Annotated in this window: 13 protein-coding genes; 9 read left to right on the forward strand and 4 right to left on the reverse strand. The window is 65.6% G+C overall.

Annotated elements, in window-relative coordinates; translation table 11 throughout:
• Positions 1 to 119 precede the first annotated feature (119 nt).
• Positions 120 to 2,798, forward strand: coding sequence for a phosphoenolpyruvate carboxylase (ppc, locus tag J2X38_RS17260; RefSeq protein WP_310255801.1), 2,679 nt, complete (start codon positions 120 to 122; stop codon positions 2,796 to 2,798).
• A gap of 84 nt (positions 2,799 to 2,882) precedes the next feature.
• On the opposite strand, the gene J2X38_RS17265 is transcribed toward ppc, so the two are convergent.
• The 4 genes from J2X38_RS17265 to J2X38_RS17280 all read right to left on the reverse strand — a co-directional run bounded on the left by J2X38_RS17265 (position 2,883) and on the right by J2X38_RS17280 (position 6,900).
• Positions 2,883 to 3,401, reverse strand: coding sequence for a hypothetical protein (locus J2X38_RS17265; protein WP_310255803.1), 519 nt, complete (start codon positions 3,399 to 3,401; stop codon positions 2,883 to 2,885).
• Between the two features lie 157 nt (positions 3,402 to 3,558).
• The gene (locus tag J2X38_RS17270) at positions 3,559 to 4,362 is read right to left on the reverse strand and encodes an SDR family oxidoreductase (RefSeq protein ID WP_310255804.1); all 804 of its coding nucleotides are present in this window, start codon (positions 4,360 to 4,362) and stop codon (positions 3,559 to 3,561) included.
• Between the two features lie 131 nt (positions 4,363 to 4,493).
• Complete coding sequence (locus J2X38_RS17275; RefSeq protein ID WP_310255807.1) at positions 4,494 to 5,612, reverse strand: acyl-CoA dehydrogenase family protein; 1,119 nt, start codon at positions 5,610 to 5,612, stop codon at positions 4,494 to 4,496.
• Between the two features lie 106 nt (positions 5,613 to 5,718).
• Positions 5,719 to 6,900 (reverse strand): acyl-CoA dehydrogenase family protein, encoded by a 1,182-nt coding sequence (locus J2X38_RS17280; protein WP_310255809.1) that lies wholly within the window; start codon positions 6,898 to 6,900, stop codon positions 5,719 to 5,721.
• Positions 6,901 to 7,073: 173 nt separating this feature from the next.
• Between J2X38_RS17280 and J2X38_RS17285 the strand changes: the two genes are divergently transcribed.
• From J2X38_RS17285 to J2X38_RS17320, 8 genes are all read left to right on the forward strand, one after another.
• Positions 7,074 to 7,931 (forward strand): SDR family oxidoreductase, encoded by an 858-nt coding sequence (locus J2X38_RS17285; protein WP_310255811.1) that lies wholly within the window; start codon positions 7,074 to 7,076, stop codon positions 7,929 to 7,931.
• Positions 7,928 to 9,385: an MFS transporter gene (locus J2X38_RS17290; RefSeq protein ID WP_310255813.1), complete on the forward strand. Its 1,458-nt coding sequence runs from the start codon at positions 7,928 to 7,930 to the stop codon at positions 9,383 to 9,385. Before J2X38_RS17285 ends, J2X38_RS17290 begins: the two co-directional genes overlap by 4 nt.
• Before the next feature lie 110 nt (positions 9,386 to 9,495).
• On the forward strand, positions 9,496 to 10,785 hold the full coding sequence (locus J2X38_RS17295; RefSeq protein WP_058539897.1) for an acyl-CoA dehydrogenase family protein: 1,290 nt from the start codon (positions 9,496 to 9,498) through the stop codon (positions 10,783 to 10,785).
• Positions 10,786 to 10,807: 22 nt separating this feature from the next.
• Positions 10,808 to 11,899 carry a Zn-dependent alcohol dehydrogenase gene (locus J2X38_RS17300; RefSeq protein ID WP_310255816.1) on the forward strand — a complete coding sequence of 364 codons (1,092 nt, stop codon included), beginning with the start codon at positions 10,808 to 10,810 and terminating at the stop codon, positions 11,897 to 11,899.
• On the forward strand, positions 11,896 to 12,963 hold the full coding sequence (locus J2X38_RS17305) for a phosphotransferase family protein (RefSeq protein WP_310255817.1): 1,068 nt from the start codon (positions 11,896 to 11,898) through the stop codon (positions 12,961 to 12,963). The genes J2X38_RS17300 and J2X38_RS17305 overlap by 4 nt, the downstream gene beginning before the upstream one ends.
• Entirely contained in the window at positions 12,960 to 13,736 is a 777-nt protein-coding gene (locus J2X38_RS17310; RefSeq protein WP_310255819.1) for an SDR family oxidoreductase, read from the forward strand. Before J2X38_RS17305 ends, J2X38_RS17310 begins: the two co-directional genes overlap by 4 nt.
• Positions 13,736 to 14,539, forward strand: a complete 804-nt coding sequence (locus J2X38_RS17315) for an SDR family NAD(P)-dependent oxidoreductase (RefSeq protein ID WP_310256094.1) — start codon at positions 13,736 to 13,738, stop codon at positions 14,537 to 14,539. Before J2X38_RS17310 ends, J2X38_RS17315 begins: the two co-directional genes overlap by 1 nt.
• 13 nt (positions 14,540 to 14,552) lie before the next feature.
• Positions 14,553 to 15,755: a serine hydrolase domain-containing protein gene (locus J2X38_RS17320; RefSeq protein WP_310255821.1), complete on the forward strand. Its 1,203-nt coding sequence runs from the start codon at positions 14,553 to 14,555 to the stop codon at positions 15,753 to 15,755.
• Positions 15,756 to 15,768 lie beyond the last annotated feature (13 nt).

Genomic DNA, 15,768 nt, shown 5'->3' on the forward strand with positions numbered 1-15,768 from the left:
CGAAGGGCGCGTTTCGGGATAGATATAGGCGAACCGGCCCGCGAAGGCGCATAGATCTGGCGCGCGCATAGCTATGCGCCGCTTGACGCTGCGCCTTCGCAGGTGCAGCAATCCGGCGCATGGGCCCGCCTATCCAGATCTCGCAAAACCCCGACATCCGCTATTTGGGGCGGATCCTCGGTGACGTCATCCGCGCTTATGGCGGCGACAAATTGTTCCGCCAGACCGAATATATCCGCTCGTCGAGCGTCGACCGGCACCGCGGGATCGCGGGGGCCGAGGCGATCGACCCGGGGCTCGATGCGCTGAGCCTCGACGATACGATCGCCTTTGTGCGCGGCTTCATGCTGTTTTCGATGCTCGCGAACCTCGCCGAGGACCGGCAGGGGGTTGCGGCCGAGCCCGAGGCGACGGTCGCCGCCGCAATCGAAAAGCTGCGCGCGGACGGGATCGACGGCGATGCAATCGCGGCGCTGCTGAGCGCCTCGCTCGTCGCGCCGGTGCTGACCGCGCACCCGACCGAGGTGCGGCGCAAGTCGGTGCTGGACCACAAGAACCGCATCGCCGAGCTGATGCTGCTGCGCGACGCTGGGGCCGACGAGACCCCCGAGGGCGATGTCGTCGAGGATGCGATCCGGCGGCAGATCGTGCTGTTGTGGCAGACGCGCCCGCTGCGCACCGAAAAATTGTTCGTCGCCGACGAGATCGACAATGCGCTGACCTATTTGCGCGACGTCTTCCTGCCCGTGGTGCCCAAGCTCTATGCGCGCTGGGAAGCCGAGCTGGGGCAGCGCCCCGCGAGCTTCCTGCGCGTCGGCAGCTGGATCGGCGGCGACCGCGACGGCAACCCCTTCGTCACCGCCGAAACGATGCACATGGCGACGGCACGCAACGCCGCCGCGGTGCTCGGCCATTATATCGACGCGGTCCACCACCTCGGCGCCGAGCTGTCGGTGTCGGCGAGCCTCGCCGTGGTTCCCGAGGCGGTCGAAGCGCTGGCCGAGGCGAGCGGCGACGCCGCGCCGAGCCGCCGCGACGAACCCTATCGCCGCGCGCTGTCGGGGATTTATGCGCGGCTGTGCGCGACCTACACGCAGATCGTCGGGCGCGCGCCGCCGCGCCCTTCAGCACTCAGCGGCGCCCCCTATTCCACCCCGGCGTCGCTTCGCCGCGACCTCGTCACCATCGCCAACGGCCTGTCGGCGAACAGCCAGGGCCAGTTCGGCGGCATCGGCGCGTTGGGGCGGCTGATCCGCGCGGTCGAAGTGTTCGGATTCCACCTCGCGACGCTCGACATGCGCCAGAACAGCGCGGTGCACGAACGCGTGCTCGCCGAGTTGCTCAGCGTGTCGGGCGTTTGTCCTGATTATCTGGCGCTGGGCGAAGAGGAACGCGTCGCGCTGCTCACCGCCGAGCTACAAAGCGACCGGCCGCTCGCGGCGCCGTGGCACCAGTGGAGCGACGAGACCGCGGGCGAACTCGCGATCGTCCATGCCGCCGCCGATGTGCGCAAACGGCTGGGCAATGACGCGATCTGCCAGTGGATCATCAGCATGGCGCAGGAGCTGTCCGACCTGCTCGAAGTCCATGTCCTCGCGCGCGAAGCCGGACTGTGGCGGAGCGGCGGCGACGCGGGCCAGTCGAACCTGATGGTCGTGCCGCTGTTCGAGACGATCGACGACTTGGGCCGCGCCCCCGCGATCATGGCGCGTTATTTCGCGATGCCCGAAATCGGCCCGCAGATCGGCCAGCGCGGGCATCAGGAAGTGATGATCGGCTATTCGGATTCGAACAAGGACGGCGGTTATCTGACCTCGACCTGGGGACTGCACCAGGCGTCGCAGGCGCTGACCCCGGTGTTCGAGGAGGCCGACACCGCGATGCAATTGTTCCACGGCCGCGGCGGCGCGGTCGGGCGCGGCGGCGGCAGCGCCTTTGCCGCGATCCGCGCGCAACCCGCGGGCACGGTGCAGGGGCGCATCCGCATCACCGAACAGGGCGAGGTGATCGCGGCGAAATATGGGACGGCGGCGAGCGCGGCGACGAACCTCGAGGCGATGGTGTCGGCGAGCCTGCTCGCGAGCCTCGAGCCCGAGGCGCTGAGCGACAAGGATGCCGCGCGCTTTACCGCGGCGATGGACCAGCTGTCGGACGGTGCCTTTGCGGCCTATCGCGGGCTCGTTTACGATACGCCGGCGTTCAAGGATTTCTTCCGCGCGATGACGCCGATCGCCGAGATCGCGACGCTGAAGATCGGGTCGCGGCCGTCGAGCCGCACCAAGTCGAGCGCGATCGAGGATCTTCGCGCGATCCCGTGGGTGTTCAGCTGGGCGCAGTCGCGCGCGATGCTGCCCGGCTGGTACGGCACCGGCGAGGGGTTTGCGGCGTTCGAGGACAAGGCGCTGCTGGCGGACATGGCGGCGGGCTGGCCCTTTTTCGCAGCGCTGCTCGGCAATATGGAGATGGTGCTCGCCAAATCGGACATGGGGATCGCGGCGCGCTACGCCGAGCTGGCGGCGGGAATCGACGGGCATGACGCGATCTTTGGCCGCATCCAGGGCGGATGGAACCGCGCGCATGACGGGCTCCTCGACATCACCGGCCAGACGCGGCTGCTCGAGAAGAATCCGGCGCTCGAAGCGTCGATCCGGCTGCGCCTGCCCTATATCGAGCCGCTGAATTTGCTGCAGATCGAGCTGATGAAGCGCCACCGCGCCGGCGAGACCGATCCGCGCATCGCCGAGGGCATCCAGCTGACGATCAACGCGATCGCGACGGCGCTTCGGAATAGCGGCTGATCGTCATCCCAGCGAAAGCCGGGACCGCTCTCGTTACTTCCAATCGCCAGCGGCCCCAGCTTTCGCTGGGGCGACGGTGTAAGGTCAGCTCTTGACGATCACCACCTCGCCCCTGGCGTTCGCGCCGTCGGGGACGAAGTTGATGCGGAAATCGGCGCCGTCCTTGTCCTTGCCCGCGAGCGCGTCGCCGCTGCGCGTGATCTTGACGCCCTTTTTGGCGAACTCGGCGGCCATCCAGTCGGCCGCCTTCGTCGGCGCCGCGGGCGAGGTGAAGCCGAGTTTGACCGTCGCCTTGTCGGCGCCGCTCTTGTCGTTCGCGTCGACGTCGACCTTGGTGACCTTGCTCCCCGGATAGAGCTTCACCCCGTCGATATCGAAATCGCTCTCGATATCGAGGTCGACGAAATCGGGGATGTCGATGTCGATCGCGGCGCCATCGCCGCCGATCTTGATATTGCCGCCGTCCTTGCCGGTCTTGATCTGCACCCCGCCATGCTCGTCGCCGGCGTTGATCGAGACTTCGGTGCCCTCACCGGCCTTTTTCTCTTCCGAACCGCAGGCGGCGAGGAGCATCATCGGGGGGATCAGGAACGCGAGACGCATGGACTATCTCCTTGGTGCATTAGTTACATAATACACCTTGGAGACAGCCGAGTCAAATTCCTCTTTCGTCACCCCGGACTTGATCCGGGGTCCCGCCATTCGACGTTGCAAAGCGGAATGCCGGATCAAGTCCGGCAGGACGATGAAAGATAGGGCGTTAGGCGTCGATGCTCGTCCGCACGTCGCCGTGGACCAGCCCGCCGTCGACGGTGATCGTGTCGCCGACGACATAGTCGCCCGCCTTCGACGCGAGGAAGATCGCGGCGCCCGCCATATCCTCGGGCACGCCGATGCGCTTCACGGGGATGCTCTTCGCCACCGCGTCGCCATGGTCGCGCGCCGCCTTGTTCATGTCCGACTGAAAAGCGCCGGGCGCGATCGCGGTGACGAGGATATGATCCTGCACCAGCCGCGCCGCGAGCCGCTTCGTGAGGTAGAGGATCGCCGCCTTCGACGCGTGATAGCTGTAGGTTTCCCACGGGTTCAAACGCTGGCCGTCGATCGAGCCGATGTTGATGACCTTCGCCGGACGTTCGGCGGTGCCGCCGCCCTTGAGCAGCCCGTGGAGCGCCTGCGTCAGGAAGAAGGGCGATTTGACGTTGATGTCCATCACCTTGTCCCAGCCCGCCTCGGGGAAACCCTCGAACGGTTCGCCCCAAGCGGCGCCGGCGTTGTTGACGAGGATGTCGAGGCGCTCTTCGCGCGCTTCGAGCTCCGACGCGAGCGCGCGGCAACCTTCGACGGTCGACAGGTCGACGGGCAGGCCGATGACCTTGCCCGGATAGCGCGTTTCGAAATCGGCGACGGCCTCCTCGATCTGCGCGCTCTTGCGCGCCGAGATGTAGACGCGCGCCGCGCCCGCGGCGAGATAGCCCTCGACGATCATCTTGCCGATGCCGCGCGAGCCGCCGGTGACGAGCGCGATGCGGCCGTCGAGGCCGAACATATCCTGAAGATTCATAGTCCAATCCTTTTTCTCCCTCCCCTTCAGGGGAGGGTTGGGGTGGGGCATGTCGGGCTCAATGCCCTCCCCGCTGCGCCCCGGACTTGATCCGGGGCTCGCTGCCCCTCCCGCAAGCGGGAGGGGTGAGATTAGTAGCCGTTCATCCGCGCAACCTGATCGATGTGATAATGCACATCGCCCATATACTCCGCCAAGGCGCGGTCGCGTTTCATATAGAGGCCGATGTCATATTCGTCGGTCATGCCGATGCCGCCGTGCATCTGGACGCCCTCGCGCACCGCGAGGTTCGCGGCGCGGCCGGCCTTCGCCTTGGCGACCGAGACCATCAGCCTCGCGCCCTCGCTGCCTTCGTCGAGCAGCTGCTGCGCCTTCATCACGGTGGCGCGCGCGACTTCCATCTCGCCATAGAGATGCGCGGCGCGGTGCTGGAGGCCCTGGAACTCGCCGATCAGCTTGCCGAACTGCTTGCGTTCCTTGAGGTAATTCACCGTCATGTCCATCGCACCCTGCCCGACGCCGACCATTTCGGCGGCGGCGCCGGTGCGGGTGGCGGCGAGCAGCCCGTCGAGGATTTCACCGCCCGCATCGACCTCACCGATCACCGCGTCGGCGTCGACCTCGACCCCGTCGAGGGTGACGTGGCTGGCCAAGCTGCTGTCGACGAGGCGGCGCGGGTCGGCGGTGACGCCCTTCGCATCCTTCGGCACCGCGAACAGCGTGATGCCGCCGTCGGTCTTCGCCGCGACGATGCTCATGTCGGCGACATGGCCGTGGAGCACGAAGCTTTTCTTGCCGTCGAGCCGAAAGCCGTTGCCCGCGCGCGTCGCGGTGGTCGCGATGCGGTCGGGGCGATGCTTCGCGCCCTCGTCGATCGCGAGCGCGATAATTGCCTCGCCAGATGCGATCGCGGGGAGCCAGCGGCCCGCCTGCGTGCCGCCCACTTTGGCGAGCGCGGCGACCGCGCCGACGCTGGTCGACAGGAAGGGCGACGGGGTCAGGTTGCGGCCGATTTCCTCGAGCACGATGCCCGCCTCCATATGCCCCATGCCGAGCCCGCCATGCGCCTCGGGAACGAGCATGCCGGGCAGCCCCATTTCGGTGAACTGCGTCCAGAGGTCGCGCGAGAAGCCGGTGGCGTCGGCGCTGTCGCGGAGGCTGCGGAGGTGCGACACGGGCGCCTGTTCGGCGACGAAGGGGGCGACGCTGTCCTTGAGCATCGCCTGGTCGTCATTGTGATAGAGCGGCATATCTGTCCCAATCTCTTTTCGCCATCCCAGCGAAAGCTGGGATCGTTGGCGGCGTGCACCGCCCTATTCCGATAGCGGCCCCAGCTTTCGCTGGGGCGACGCGTTGTTAAGCCCCCGGCAAATCCAATATCCGCTTGGCGATGACGTTGAGCATGACTTCGCTCGTCCCGCCTTCGATCGAATTGGCCTTGGTGCGTAGCCAGCCGCGCGCGCGCGCGCCGCCCTTGGTCTCTTCGCTGTCCCATTCGAGCGCTTCGCTGCCGCCGCCCGACATGACGAGTTCGTGGCGGCGCTTGTTGAGCTCGGTGCCGACATATTTCATCATGTTCGACGATGCGGGATGCGCGCGGCCGGTCTTCCACATGTCCATGAAGCGCTCGCCCATCGCGCGATAGGCAAAGACATCGACGTCGAACGCCGCCATTTCGGCGCGCAGGATCGGGTCGTCGAGTTCGCCCGCGGCATTCTTGCCGAACGCCTTGGCAAAGGCGCCGCCGATGCTGACCATGTCGCCGCCCGCGCCGCCGCCCGAGATCATCTCGCGTTCGTGGCCGAGCAGATATTTGGCGACGTCCCAGCCGCGGTTGATTTCACCGATGAACTGCGTCTTCGGCACTTCGACATCGTCGAAGAAGGTTTCGCAGAAGGGCGAGTTGCCGCTGATGAGCAGGATCGGCTTGGTCGTGACGCCCTTGCTCGCCATGTCGAAGAGCATGAAGGTGATGCCCTGATATTTGTTCGCCTTGTCGGTGCGGACGAGGCAGAAGATCCAGTCGGCCTTGTCGGCGTAGCTGGTCCAGATCTTCGAGCCGTTGACGACCCAATGGTCGCCCTTGTCTTCGCCAAAAGTCTGCAAGCTGACGAGGTCGCTGCCCGAGCCGGGCTCCGAATAGCCCTGGCACCAGCGGATTTCGCCGCGCGCGATCGGGTTCAGATACTGGACCTTCTGCTCCTCGGTGCCGAATTGCAGCAGCGCGGGGCCGAGCATCCAGATGCCGAAGCTGTCGAGCGGCGAGCGCGCGTGGATGCGCTTCATTTCCTGTTTGAGGACCTTGGTCTGCTCGGGAGTCAGCCCGGCGCCGCCATAGGGCCTGGGCCAGTCGGGGACGGTGTAGCCCTTCGCGACGCACGCATCGAGCCACGCCTTCTGGGCGTCGTTCTTGAACACCCAATTGCGGCCGCCCCAGCAGACGTCGCCTTCGTCACGCACGGGCTCGCGCATTTCAGCGGGGCAGTTCGCCTCCAGCCAGTCCCGCACCTCGGCGCGGAAAGCGTCCAGTTCGCTCATCCTTTTGGCTCCTCTTCTGCGGCCAAATCTACGTCCGCTTCGCTAGTTTACGCAAGCGTCAACTTGGAGAAACGAGCCTGCCCTTACGGCGCCGTAGCGTCGGTTTGACCGGCGTTGACGCGTCACCTTTGGCGCCTAAGCTAAGTGGCAAAAGAAAACGGGAGAATGGGTCAATGCGATTCGCAGGCAAGATAGCCGTCGTCACCGGAGCGGCGTCGGGCATCGGCAAGGCAGCGGTTTTGAAACTCGCGGGCGAGGGCGCGCACGTCTTCGCCGCCGACATCGACGAGGCGGGTGGACGCGCGCTCGCCGAGCAGTCGAACGGCAAGATCGACTTCGTCCGCTGCGACGTCACCAAGCCATCGGACATCGAGGCGTTGATGAATAAAGCCGCGGCGAAAGCCGGGGGCATCGACATCGTCTTCAACAACGCCGCCGCCGCGGGCGACCGCGCGCCGATCGACGAGATCAGCCCCGAGGGCTGGGACCTGACGATGGATCTGGTGCTGAAATCGGTCGCGATGGGAATCCGTTACGCCGCGCCGCATATGAAGGGGCGCAAGGGGGCGTCAATCGTCAACACGGCGAGCGTCGCGGCATTGGGCGCGGGCTATTCGCCGATCGCCTATGCGGTCGCGAAGGCGGGCGTGCTGCATCTCTCCAAGGTCGCGGCGACCGACCTCGCGCGCTACGGCATTCGCGTCAACGCGATCTGCCCGGGCTTCATCAACACCAATATCTTCACCTCGTCGCTCGACGTGCCCGATGAGCATAAGGATCAGGCGAAGGCGATCATCGCGGGGATGAGCGAGGCCGCGCAGCCCGTCGCGCGCGGCGGCCAGCCCGAGGATATCGCCAACGCCGTTGCTTACCTCGCGAGCGAGGAGTCGAGCTTCATGACCGGCACGCATATGCTGGTCGACGGCGGGCTGACGATCGGCCAGCGCCATGCGTGGGACCCCGAAGCCCCCGGGCTGTTCGACGCGCTCGTCGCGATGGAGGATGCGGCGAAGGCCGGGGCGCCGGCGTGAACGCGGCGATCGCCGCGCCGAAAGCCACGCACCTGCCGGTCCGGCTGAAGGTCATGCACGGGCTGGGCAGCATCGCCTATGGCGTCAAGGACAACGGCTTTTCGACCTTCCTCCTGCTGTTCTACAATCAGGTGATCGGGCTCGACCCCGGCGTCGTCGGTGCCGCGATCATGGTCGCGCTGATCGCCGACGCGTTCGTCGATCCGATCATCGGCGAACTCACCGACCGCACGCGCAGCCGCTGGGGGCGGCGCCTGCCGTGGCTTTATGGCGCGCCGATCCCGCTCGCGATCATGTGGATGCTGCTGTGGCACCCACCCGAAATGAGCAACGCTATGACCGTGGCGTGGCTGATCGGCTTTGCGATCGTCGTCCGCTCGCTCGTGTCGATGTGCGAAGTGCCGTCGGTCGCGATCGTGCCCGAACTCACCGGCGACTATGACGAGCGCACCGTCGTCATGCGCTATCGCTTCCTCTTCGGCTGGGGCGGCGGCCTGCTCATCCTGCTGCTCGCCTATGGCGTGTTTTTCGGCGGCGCAAAGGGGCTCGTCGATCCCGATGGCTATTTCCCTTATGCGCTGAGCGGCGCGCTGCTGATGGCGGGCGCGGTCCTGACCTCCGCCGCGGGGCAGCACAACCGCATCGCGGTGTCGAATCTCGATGATGCGAAACCCGCGACGACGCTGCGCCAGATCCTCGGCGAGATGCGCGACACGCTGTCGAACCGCGCCTTCCTGTGGCTGATCTTCGCCGCGCTGTTCGGTTTCATCAACCAGGGCATCACCTTTTCGATGAACAATTACCTGCTCGGCTACTTCTGGCAGTTCACGCAGGGCGAGATGGTCGCTTATGTCTTTCTGCTGTTCGGCTCGATGATCGCGGCCTTCCTATTCGTCACCCCCGTGTCGGCGCGGCTTGGCAAACGCGACGGCGCAATATTCGCGGGCGCGATCTCGCTGCTCGTCAACAGCGGCATCTATTTCGCGTGGATCCAGGGGTTTTTCCCCGGCCTGCCGGGCAAGCCGAGCGTCGCGGCGATGTTCGCGCTCGTGTTCGTCTCCAACAGCTTCTCGATCATCCTGATGATCCTGTCGTCGTCGATGATGGCCGACGTCGTCGAGGCGTCGCAGAGCGAGACCGGGCGGCGCTCCGAAGGCCTGTTCTTCGCGGGCTATTTCTTCATGCAGAAATGCGCGATCGGCATCGGCATCTTCGCTGCGGGGCTGATCCTGTCGTTCGCGGCCTTTCCGGCGAATGCCAAGCCGGGCGAGGTGGGCAGCGATGTGCTCGGCAATTTGGCGCTCGGCTATGCGCTCGCGGTGCTGGTCATCGGCACGCTGGGGCTGATCGTGATGCGCAAATTCCCGATCTCGCGCGCCGATCACGAGGCGCGGCTGGCGCTGCTGGGCGACGTCGCACGCGGCGAACCCGATGCCACGGGGGCGCATCCGTAACGATCATGTCGCCAAGCGGCGGAATGATGTAATTTTAGGGCCGCGGGACTTGGCAAGGCCGACGAATCGGTCCAAAGGTTTACGTGAACGTAAAGGGAAAGGACGCGCAGATGGACTTCGATCTCACCGACCGGCAGGTCTATTGGCGCGACCGGGTACGCGATTTCATCGAACGCAAGGTTCGCCCCGCGGTCCCGACCTATAACGAACAGGACAAGGCCGGCGACCGCTGGAAAGTCATCCAGATCGTCGAGGATCTGAAGGCCGAAGCGAAAGAAGCCGGCATCTGGAACCTGTTCATGCCGCCCAAGTCGGCCGCGCACCATCATGTCGACGAGACGTTCGAATTCGAAGGCCCCGGCCTCTCCAACCTCGAATATGCGCTGTGCGCCGAGGAAATGGGGCGCGTCGGTTTCGCGAGCGAAGTGTTCAACTGCTCGGCGCCCGACACGGGCAATATGGAGGTGTTCCACCGGTACGGCACGCGCGCGCAGAAGGATAAATATCTCGGCCGGCTGATGAACGGGCAGATCCGTTCGGCCTTCCTGATGACCGAGCCGCGCGTCGCCTCGTCCGACGCGACGAACATTGAAACGCGCATCGAGCGCGATGGCGACGATTATGTGATCAACGGCACCAAATGGTGGTCGTCGGGTGCGGGCGATCCGCGCTGCGAGGTCGCGATCGTGATGGGCAAGACCGACTTTGCCGCGAAGCGCCACGCGCAGCAGTCGATGGTGCTGATGCCGCTGAATGCGCCGGGCGTGAACATCCTGCGCCACCTGCCCGTCTTCGGTTATGACGACGCGCCGCACGGCCATATGGAAATCGAGCTGAAAGACGTGCGCGTCAACGCCGAAGAGGCGATGCTGCTCGGCGAAGGCCGCGGCTTTGAGATCGCGCAGGGGCGCCTTGGCCCGGGGCGCATCCATCACTGCATGCGCACGATCGGCGTGGCGGAAGAAGCGATCGCGAAGATGGCGAAGCGGCTGCAGTCGCGCGTCGCCTTTGGCCGCAAGGTCGCCGAATACAGCATCTGGGAACATCGCCTCGCCCGCGCGCGCATCGATATCGAAATGACGCGCCTGCTCTGCCTGAAGGCCGCCGACATGATGGACAAGGTCGGCAACAAGTCGGCCGCGGCCGAAATCGCGATGATCAAGGTGCAGGCGCCGAACATGGCGCTGAAGATCATCGACGACGCGATCCAGGCGCATGGCGGCGGCGGTGTGTCGGAGGATTTCGGGCTCGCCAAAGCCTATGCGCATCAGCGTACGCTCCGCCTCGCCGACGGTCCCGACGAAGTCCACGAACGCGCGATCGCGCGGATCGAATTCGCCAAGCATAGCGAAGCGAGCGAGCCGGGCTTCTCGTCGGGCGATGTCGGCGTTTCGCGTTAAAAGCAGCATTCGGAGAGATATTGTGACCAAAGCCGCGATTCTGATCGAACCGGGCAAGCCGCTGTCGATCGAGACGGTACAGATTGCCGACTGCGGCCCGCACGAGGTGCGCATCCGCACCGCCGCGTGCGGGCTCTGCCATTCGGACCTGCATTTCATCGACGGCGCCTATCCGCACCCCCTCCCCGCGATCCCCGGCCACGAAGCCGCGGGCATCGTCGAGGCGGTCGGCAGCGAAGTGCGCACGGTGAAGGTCGGCGACGCGGTCGTCACCTGCCTGTCGGCTTTCTGCGGCCACTGCGAGTTCTGTGTGTCGGGCCGCATGTCGCTGTGCATGGGCGGCGATACGCGCCGCGCCGTCGGACAGCCGCCGCGGATCACGCGTCCCGACGGCAGCATCGTCAACCAGATGCTCAACCTGTCGGCCTTTGCCGAAACGATGCTCGTCCACGAACATGCGTGCGTCGCGATCGACCCCGCGATGCCGCTCGACCGCGCCGCCGTCATCGGCTGCGCGGTGACGACGGGCGCAGGCACGATCTTCAACGCGTGCAAGGTGACGCCGGGCGAGACCGTCGCGGTCGTCGGCTGCGGCGGCGTCGGCTTGGCAACGATCAACGCCGCGAAGATTGCCGGCGCGGGACGCATCATCGCCGCCGACCCGGTTCCCGAAAAGCGCGCGCTGGCGGTGAAGCTCGGCGCGACCGATGTGGTGGACGCGCTCGCCGACGATGCAGCGAAGCAGATCGTCGAGCTGACCAAGGGGGGCGTCGACCATGCGATCGAAGCCGTGGGGCGTCCGGCCTCGGCGAGCCTTGCGGTCGCGTCGCTGCGCCGCGGCGGCACCGCGACGATCCTCGGCATGATGCCGCTGAACGAAAAGGTCGGCCTCTCGGCGATGGACCTGCTCTCGGGCAAGAAATTGCAGGGCGCGATCATGGGCGGCAACCGCTTCCCCGTCGACATCCCGCGCCTCGTCGACTTCTATCTCCGCGGCCTGCTCGACCTCGACAGCATCGTCGCCGAGACGATCCCGCTCGCCAGGGTCAACGAGGGCTTCGACAAGATGAGGAAAGGCGACGCCGCACGGTCGGTGATCGTATTCGATCAATGACGCTCGACGCACAAAAGGCCTTCAGCGGCACCGTCGCGCCCGAGGGCGCCGATGTGCTCGACGAGGCGAAGCTGACCGCGTGGATGGAAGCGAATGTCGAAGGCTTCGAAGGTCCGCTGACGCAGGGCAAATTCGCGGGCGGCCAGTCGAACCCGACGTACAAGATCAGCGCGCCGTCGGGCAATTATGTGCTGCGACGCAAACCCTTTGGCCCGCTGCTGCCGTCGGCGCATGCGGTCGACCGCGAGTATAAGGTGCAGGCGGGGCTCCATAAGATGGGCTTCCCGGTCGCGCGCCAATATGGCCTCTGCACCGATGACACGGTGGTTGGCAGCTGGTTCTATGTGATGGGGATGGTCGACGGACACACGATCTGGGACGGCGCGATGCCGGGGTCGACGCCGGAAAATCGCCGCGCCACCTATGAAGCGATGATCGACACGCTCGCGGCGCTGCACAGCGTCGATGTCGAGGCCGCGGGGCTGTCCGATTTCGGCAAGCCCGGCAATTATTTCGGGCGCCAGGTCGATCGCTGGACCAAGCAATACCGGCTGTCCGAAACCGAGACGATGGACGAGATGGAGCAGCTGATCGCGTGGTTGCCCGCGACCTTGCCCGAACAGACGCGCACCAGCGTCGTCCACGGCGATTACCGCATCGACAATATGATCTACGCCAAGGATCGGCCCGAGGTACTCGCGGTGCTCGACTGGGAACTGTCGACCTTGGGCGATCCGCTCGCCGATTTCACCTATGTCGCGATGGCGTGGGTCACCGAAAATGGCGGGCGTTCGGGGGTGATGGACCTCGACCGCGCGGCGCTCGGCATCCCCGAACTCGACGAGATGGTCGAGCGCTATTGCGCCGCCACGGGGCGCGACGGCGTGCCCGACATGAACTGGTATTTCGCCTATAATTTCTTCCGCCTCGCGGGGATCATCCAGGGGATCAAGAAGCGCGTAATCGAGGGCACCGCCTCGTCGCAGCACGCGAAGGACATGTCCGAACGCGTCCGTCCGCTCGCCGAAAAGGCGTGGGACTTTGCAAAGAAGGCCGGCGCATGAGCCTGTTCGACATGACCGGGCAGGTCGCGCTGATCACCGGATCGTCGCGCGGCATCGGGAAAGCCACGGCGGAAGCGATGGCCGAACAGGGTGCGAAGGTCGTGATTTCGAGCCGCAAGGCCGACGCCTGCGAGGAGACCGCGGCCGAGATCAACGCGCGCTTCGGCGACGGCACCGCGATCGCGGTGCGCGCGAACATCTCGTCGAAGGAAGAGCTGGAGATATTGGTCGCCGAAACGCGCCGCGCCTTCGGCAAGATCACCACGCTGGTCTGCAACGCCGCATCGAACCCTTATTATGGCCCCGGGCTCGGGATCAGCGACGACCAGTTCCGCAAGATCATGGATAACAATATATTGTCCAACCACTGGCTGATTTCGATGGTCGCACCCGAGATGCTCGAACGCGGAGACGGATCGATCATAATCATCAGCTCGATCGGCGGGCTGAAGGGATCGCCGATCATCGGCGCCTACGGCATTTCGAAAGCCGCCGACATGCAGGTCGCGCGCAATTTCGCGGTCGAATTCGGGCCGCGCGGCGTGCGCGTCAACTGCATCGCCCCGGGGCTGGTGCGCACCGATATGGCGCGCGCGCTCTGGGAAAATGAGGAAAATCTCAAACGATCGACCGCCGCCTCGACGCTGAAGCGGATCGGCGAACCGCACGAGATCGCGGGCGCCGCGGTCTTCCTCGCCAGCAAGGCGGGAGCATTCACCACCGGCCAGACCATCGTGTGCGATGGCGGGGCCACGATTTCGGGAGGCGCATGATGGGCGCGTTGGACGGCAAGGTTGCGATCATCACGGGGGCCGGCAGCGGCATCGGCCGCGCAAGCGCGCTGCGCTTCGCCGCCGAGGGTGCGAAGCTCGTCATCGGCGACAAGACCGAAGCGGTGCACGAGACCGCCAAGCTGGTGAAGGATGCCGGCGGCGAAGCTGTCGCGCTCGAGATCGATGCGGGCGTCGAGGCCGATGTCGCCTCGCTCGTGGCGACCGCCAAGGACACCTATGGCGCGCTCGACGTCGCCTTCGCCAACGCCGGGATCATCGGCGACATGGGCGGCATTTTCGACTTCGATCCCGATGCGTGGGCCGAGACTTTGCGCGTCAATCTGATCGGCCCTGCGCTGATGGTGAAGCATGCAGGGAAGGCGATGGTCGATCAGGGGCGCGGCGGCGCGATCGTACTGACCGCGAGCGTCGCGGGGCTCAATTCGGGCGCGGGTCCGGGTGCCTATTCGGCGTCGAAGGCGGGGGTGATCAACCTCGCTAAGGTCGCGGCGCAGCAGCTCTCGACGAGCGGCGTGCGCGTCAACGCGGTGTGCCCCGGCCTCACCGAAACGGGAATGACCAAGCCGACCTTCGATTATGCCAAGGCCAAGGAAGTGACGCACAAGCTCGGCCAATTGAACCCGCTCCGCCGCGCGGCGCAGCCCGAGGAACTCGCCAATGTCGCGCTGTTCCTCGCGAGCGATCAGGCGAGCTATGTCAATGGACAGGCGATCGCGGTCGACGGCGGGCTGACCAGTTCGCATCCGGTGACGCGCCAGTTGCTCGGCCAGACCTCGCACTGATAGATCGATCATCATGACCCACGGATTCGACACCGCGCGGCTCGACCGCATTCCCGCCTTTCTCGCCGCCAAATATGTCGACACCGGCCGCCTGCCGCACGCGGCGACGCTCGTATCGCGGCGCGGCGAGATCGCGCATTTGTCGTGCATCGGCGAGGCGCGCCCGGGCGAGGCGCTGAAAGAGGATGCGATCTTCCGCATCGCGAGCATGACCAAGCCGATCACGAGCATCGCCTTCATGATGCTCGTCGAGGAAGGCAAGGCCGCGCTATCCGACCCGCTCGTCAAATTTTGCCCCGAGTTCAAGGACACCGGCGTGTTCGTCGCGGGCGGCGGCAACGTCCCCTTCCTGACGCGGCCGCCGGCACAGCCGATCCGCATGGTCGACCTGCTGCGCCACACCGCGGGGCTGACCTATGGCTTTCAGGAACGCACGCCGGTCGATGCCGCGTACCGCAAGGCAAAGATCGACGATTTCGACGCCGATTATACGATGGACAGCTTCATCGCCGATCTGGCGAAGATCCCGCTGCAATTCGACCCCGGCGCGCACTGGAATTATTCGATGGCGACCGACGTGCTCGGCGCGGTGATCGAGCGCATCGAGGGCAAGCCGTTCGCGCAGGTTTTGCAGGAGCGCATCTTTGGCCCGCTCGGCATGGTCGATACGGGGTTCAAGGTGCCCGCCGACCAGCAGCACCGGCTGGCCGACGCCTATGCCTTCCACCCCAAGGACAAGATGCAGGATTTCGACGGTGGCGCGAAGAGCCGCTGGGCGAAGGATCGCAGCTTTCATTCGGGCGGCGGCGGGCTTGCTTCGACGATCGACGATTATCACCGTTTCTGCCTGATGCTGCTCGGCGGCGGCAAGCTCGGCGATGTGCGGATCATCAGCCGCAAGACATTGGAGCTGATGACGTCGAACCATTTGCCCGGCGGCGGCGATTTGACGCAGCATAGCGTCGGCATCTTCAGCGAGGCCGAAAATGCCGGCATCGGCTTCGGTCTTGGCTTCGCGGTGAACGAAAGCCCCGCGCAGACGATGACCCCCGGATCGGTCGGCGATTTTTACTGGGGCGGCATGTTCTCGACCGGCTTCTTCGTCGATCCGGTCGAACAGATCTGCATGGTCTTCATGACCCAGCTCATGCCCTCCTCCACCTACCCCGTGCGGCGCGAGGTCAAGACCTTTGTCCACGCCGCGATCGACGATTGAAGATGCAACACCC

Source organism: Sphingopyxis sp. BE235 (genome assembly GCF_031457175.1).
Lineage (GTDB): Bacteria > Pseudomonadota > Alphaproteobacteria > Sphingomonadales > Sphingomonadaceae > Sphingopyxis.

What these genes read in the sequence shown, in the direction of transcription:
- J2X38_RS17295 (WP_058539897.1), top strand. Translation starts at nt 9,496, where the DNA reads ATGGACTTCGATCTCACCGACCGGCAGGTCTATTGGCGCGACCGGGTA.
- J2X38_RS17305 (WP_310255817.1), top strand. Translation starts at nt 11,896, where the DNA reads ATGACGCTCGACGCACAAAAGGCCTTCAGCGGCACCGTCGCGCCCGAG.
- ppc (WP_310255801.1), top strand. Translation starts at nt 120, where the DNA reads ATGGGCCCGCCTATCCAGATCTCGCAAAACCCCGACATCCGCTATTTG.
- J2X38_RS17315 (WP_310256094.1), top strand. Translation starts at nt 13,736, where the DNA reads ATGGGCGCGTTGGACGGCAAGGTTGCGATCATCACGGGGGCCGGCAGC.
- J2X38_RS17285 (WP_310255811.1), top strand. Translation starts at nt 7,074, where the DNA reads ATGCGATTCGCAGGCAAGATAGCCGTCGTCACCGGAGCGGCGTCGGGC.
- J2X38_RS17265 (WP_310255803.1), bottom strand. Translation starts at nt 3,401, where the DNA reads ATGCGTCTCGCGTTCCTGATCCCCCCGATGATGCTCCTCGCCGCCTGC.
- J2X38_RS17320 (WP_310255821.1), top strand. Translation starts at nt 14,553, where the DNA reads ATGACCCACGGATTCGACACCGCGCGGCTCGACCGCATTCCCGCCTTT.
- J2X38_RS17310 (WP_310255819.1), top strand. Translation starts at nt 12,960, where the DNA reads ATGAGCCTGTTCGACATGACCGGGCAGGTCGCGCTGATCACCGGATCG.
- J2X38_RS17275 (WP_310255807.1), bottom strand. Translation starts at nt 5,612, where the DNA reads ATGCCGCTCTATCACAATGACGACCAGGCGATGCTCAAGGACAGCGTC.
- J2X38_RS17270 (WP_310255804.1), bottom strand. Translation starts at nt 4,362, where the DNA reads ATGAATCTTCAGGATATGTTCGGCCTCGACGGCCGCATCGCGCTCGTC.
- J2X38_RS17280 (WP_310255809.1), bottom strand. Translation starts at nt 6,900, where the DNA reads ATGAGCGAACTGGACGCTTTCCGCGCCGAGGTGCGGGACTGGCTGGAG.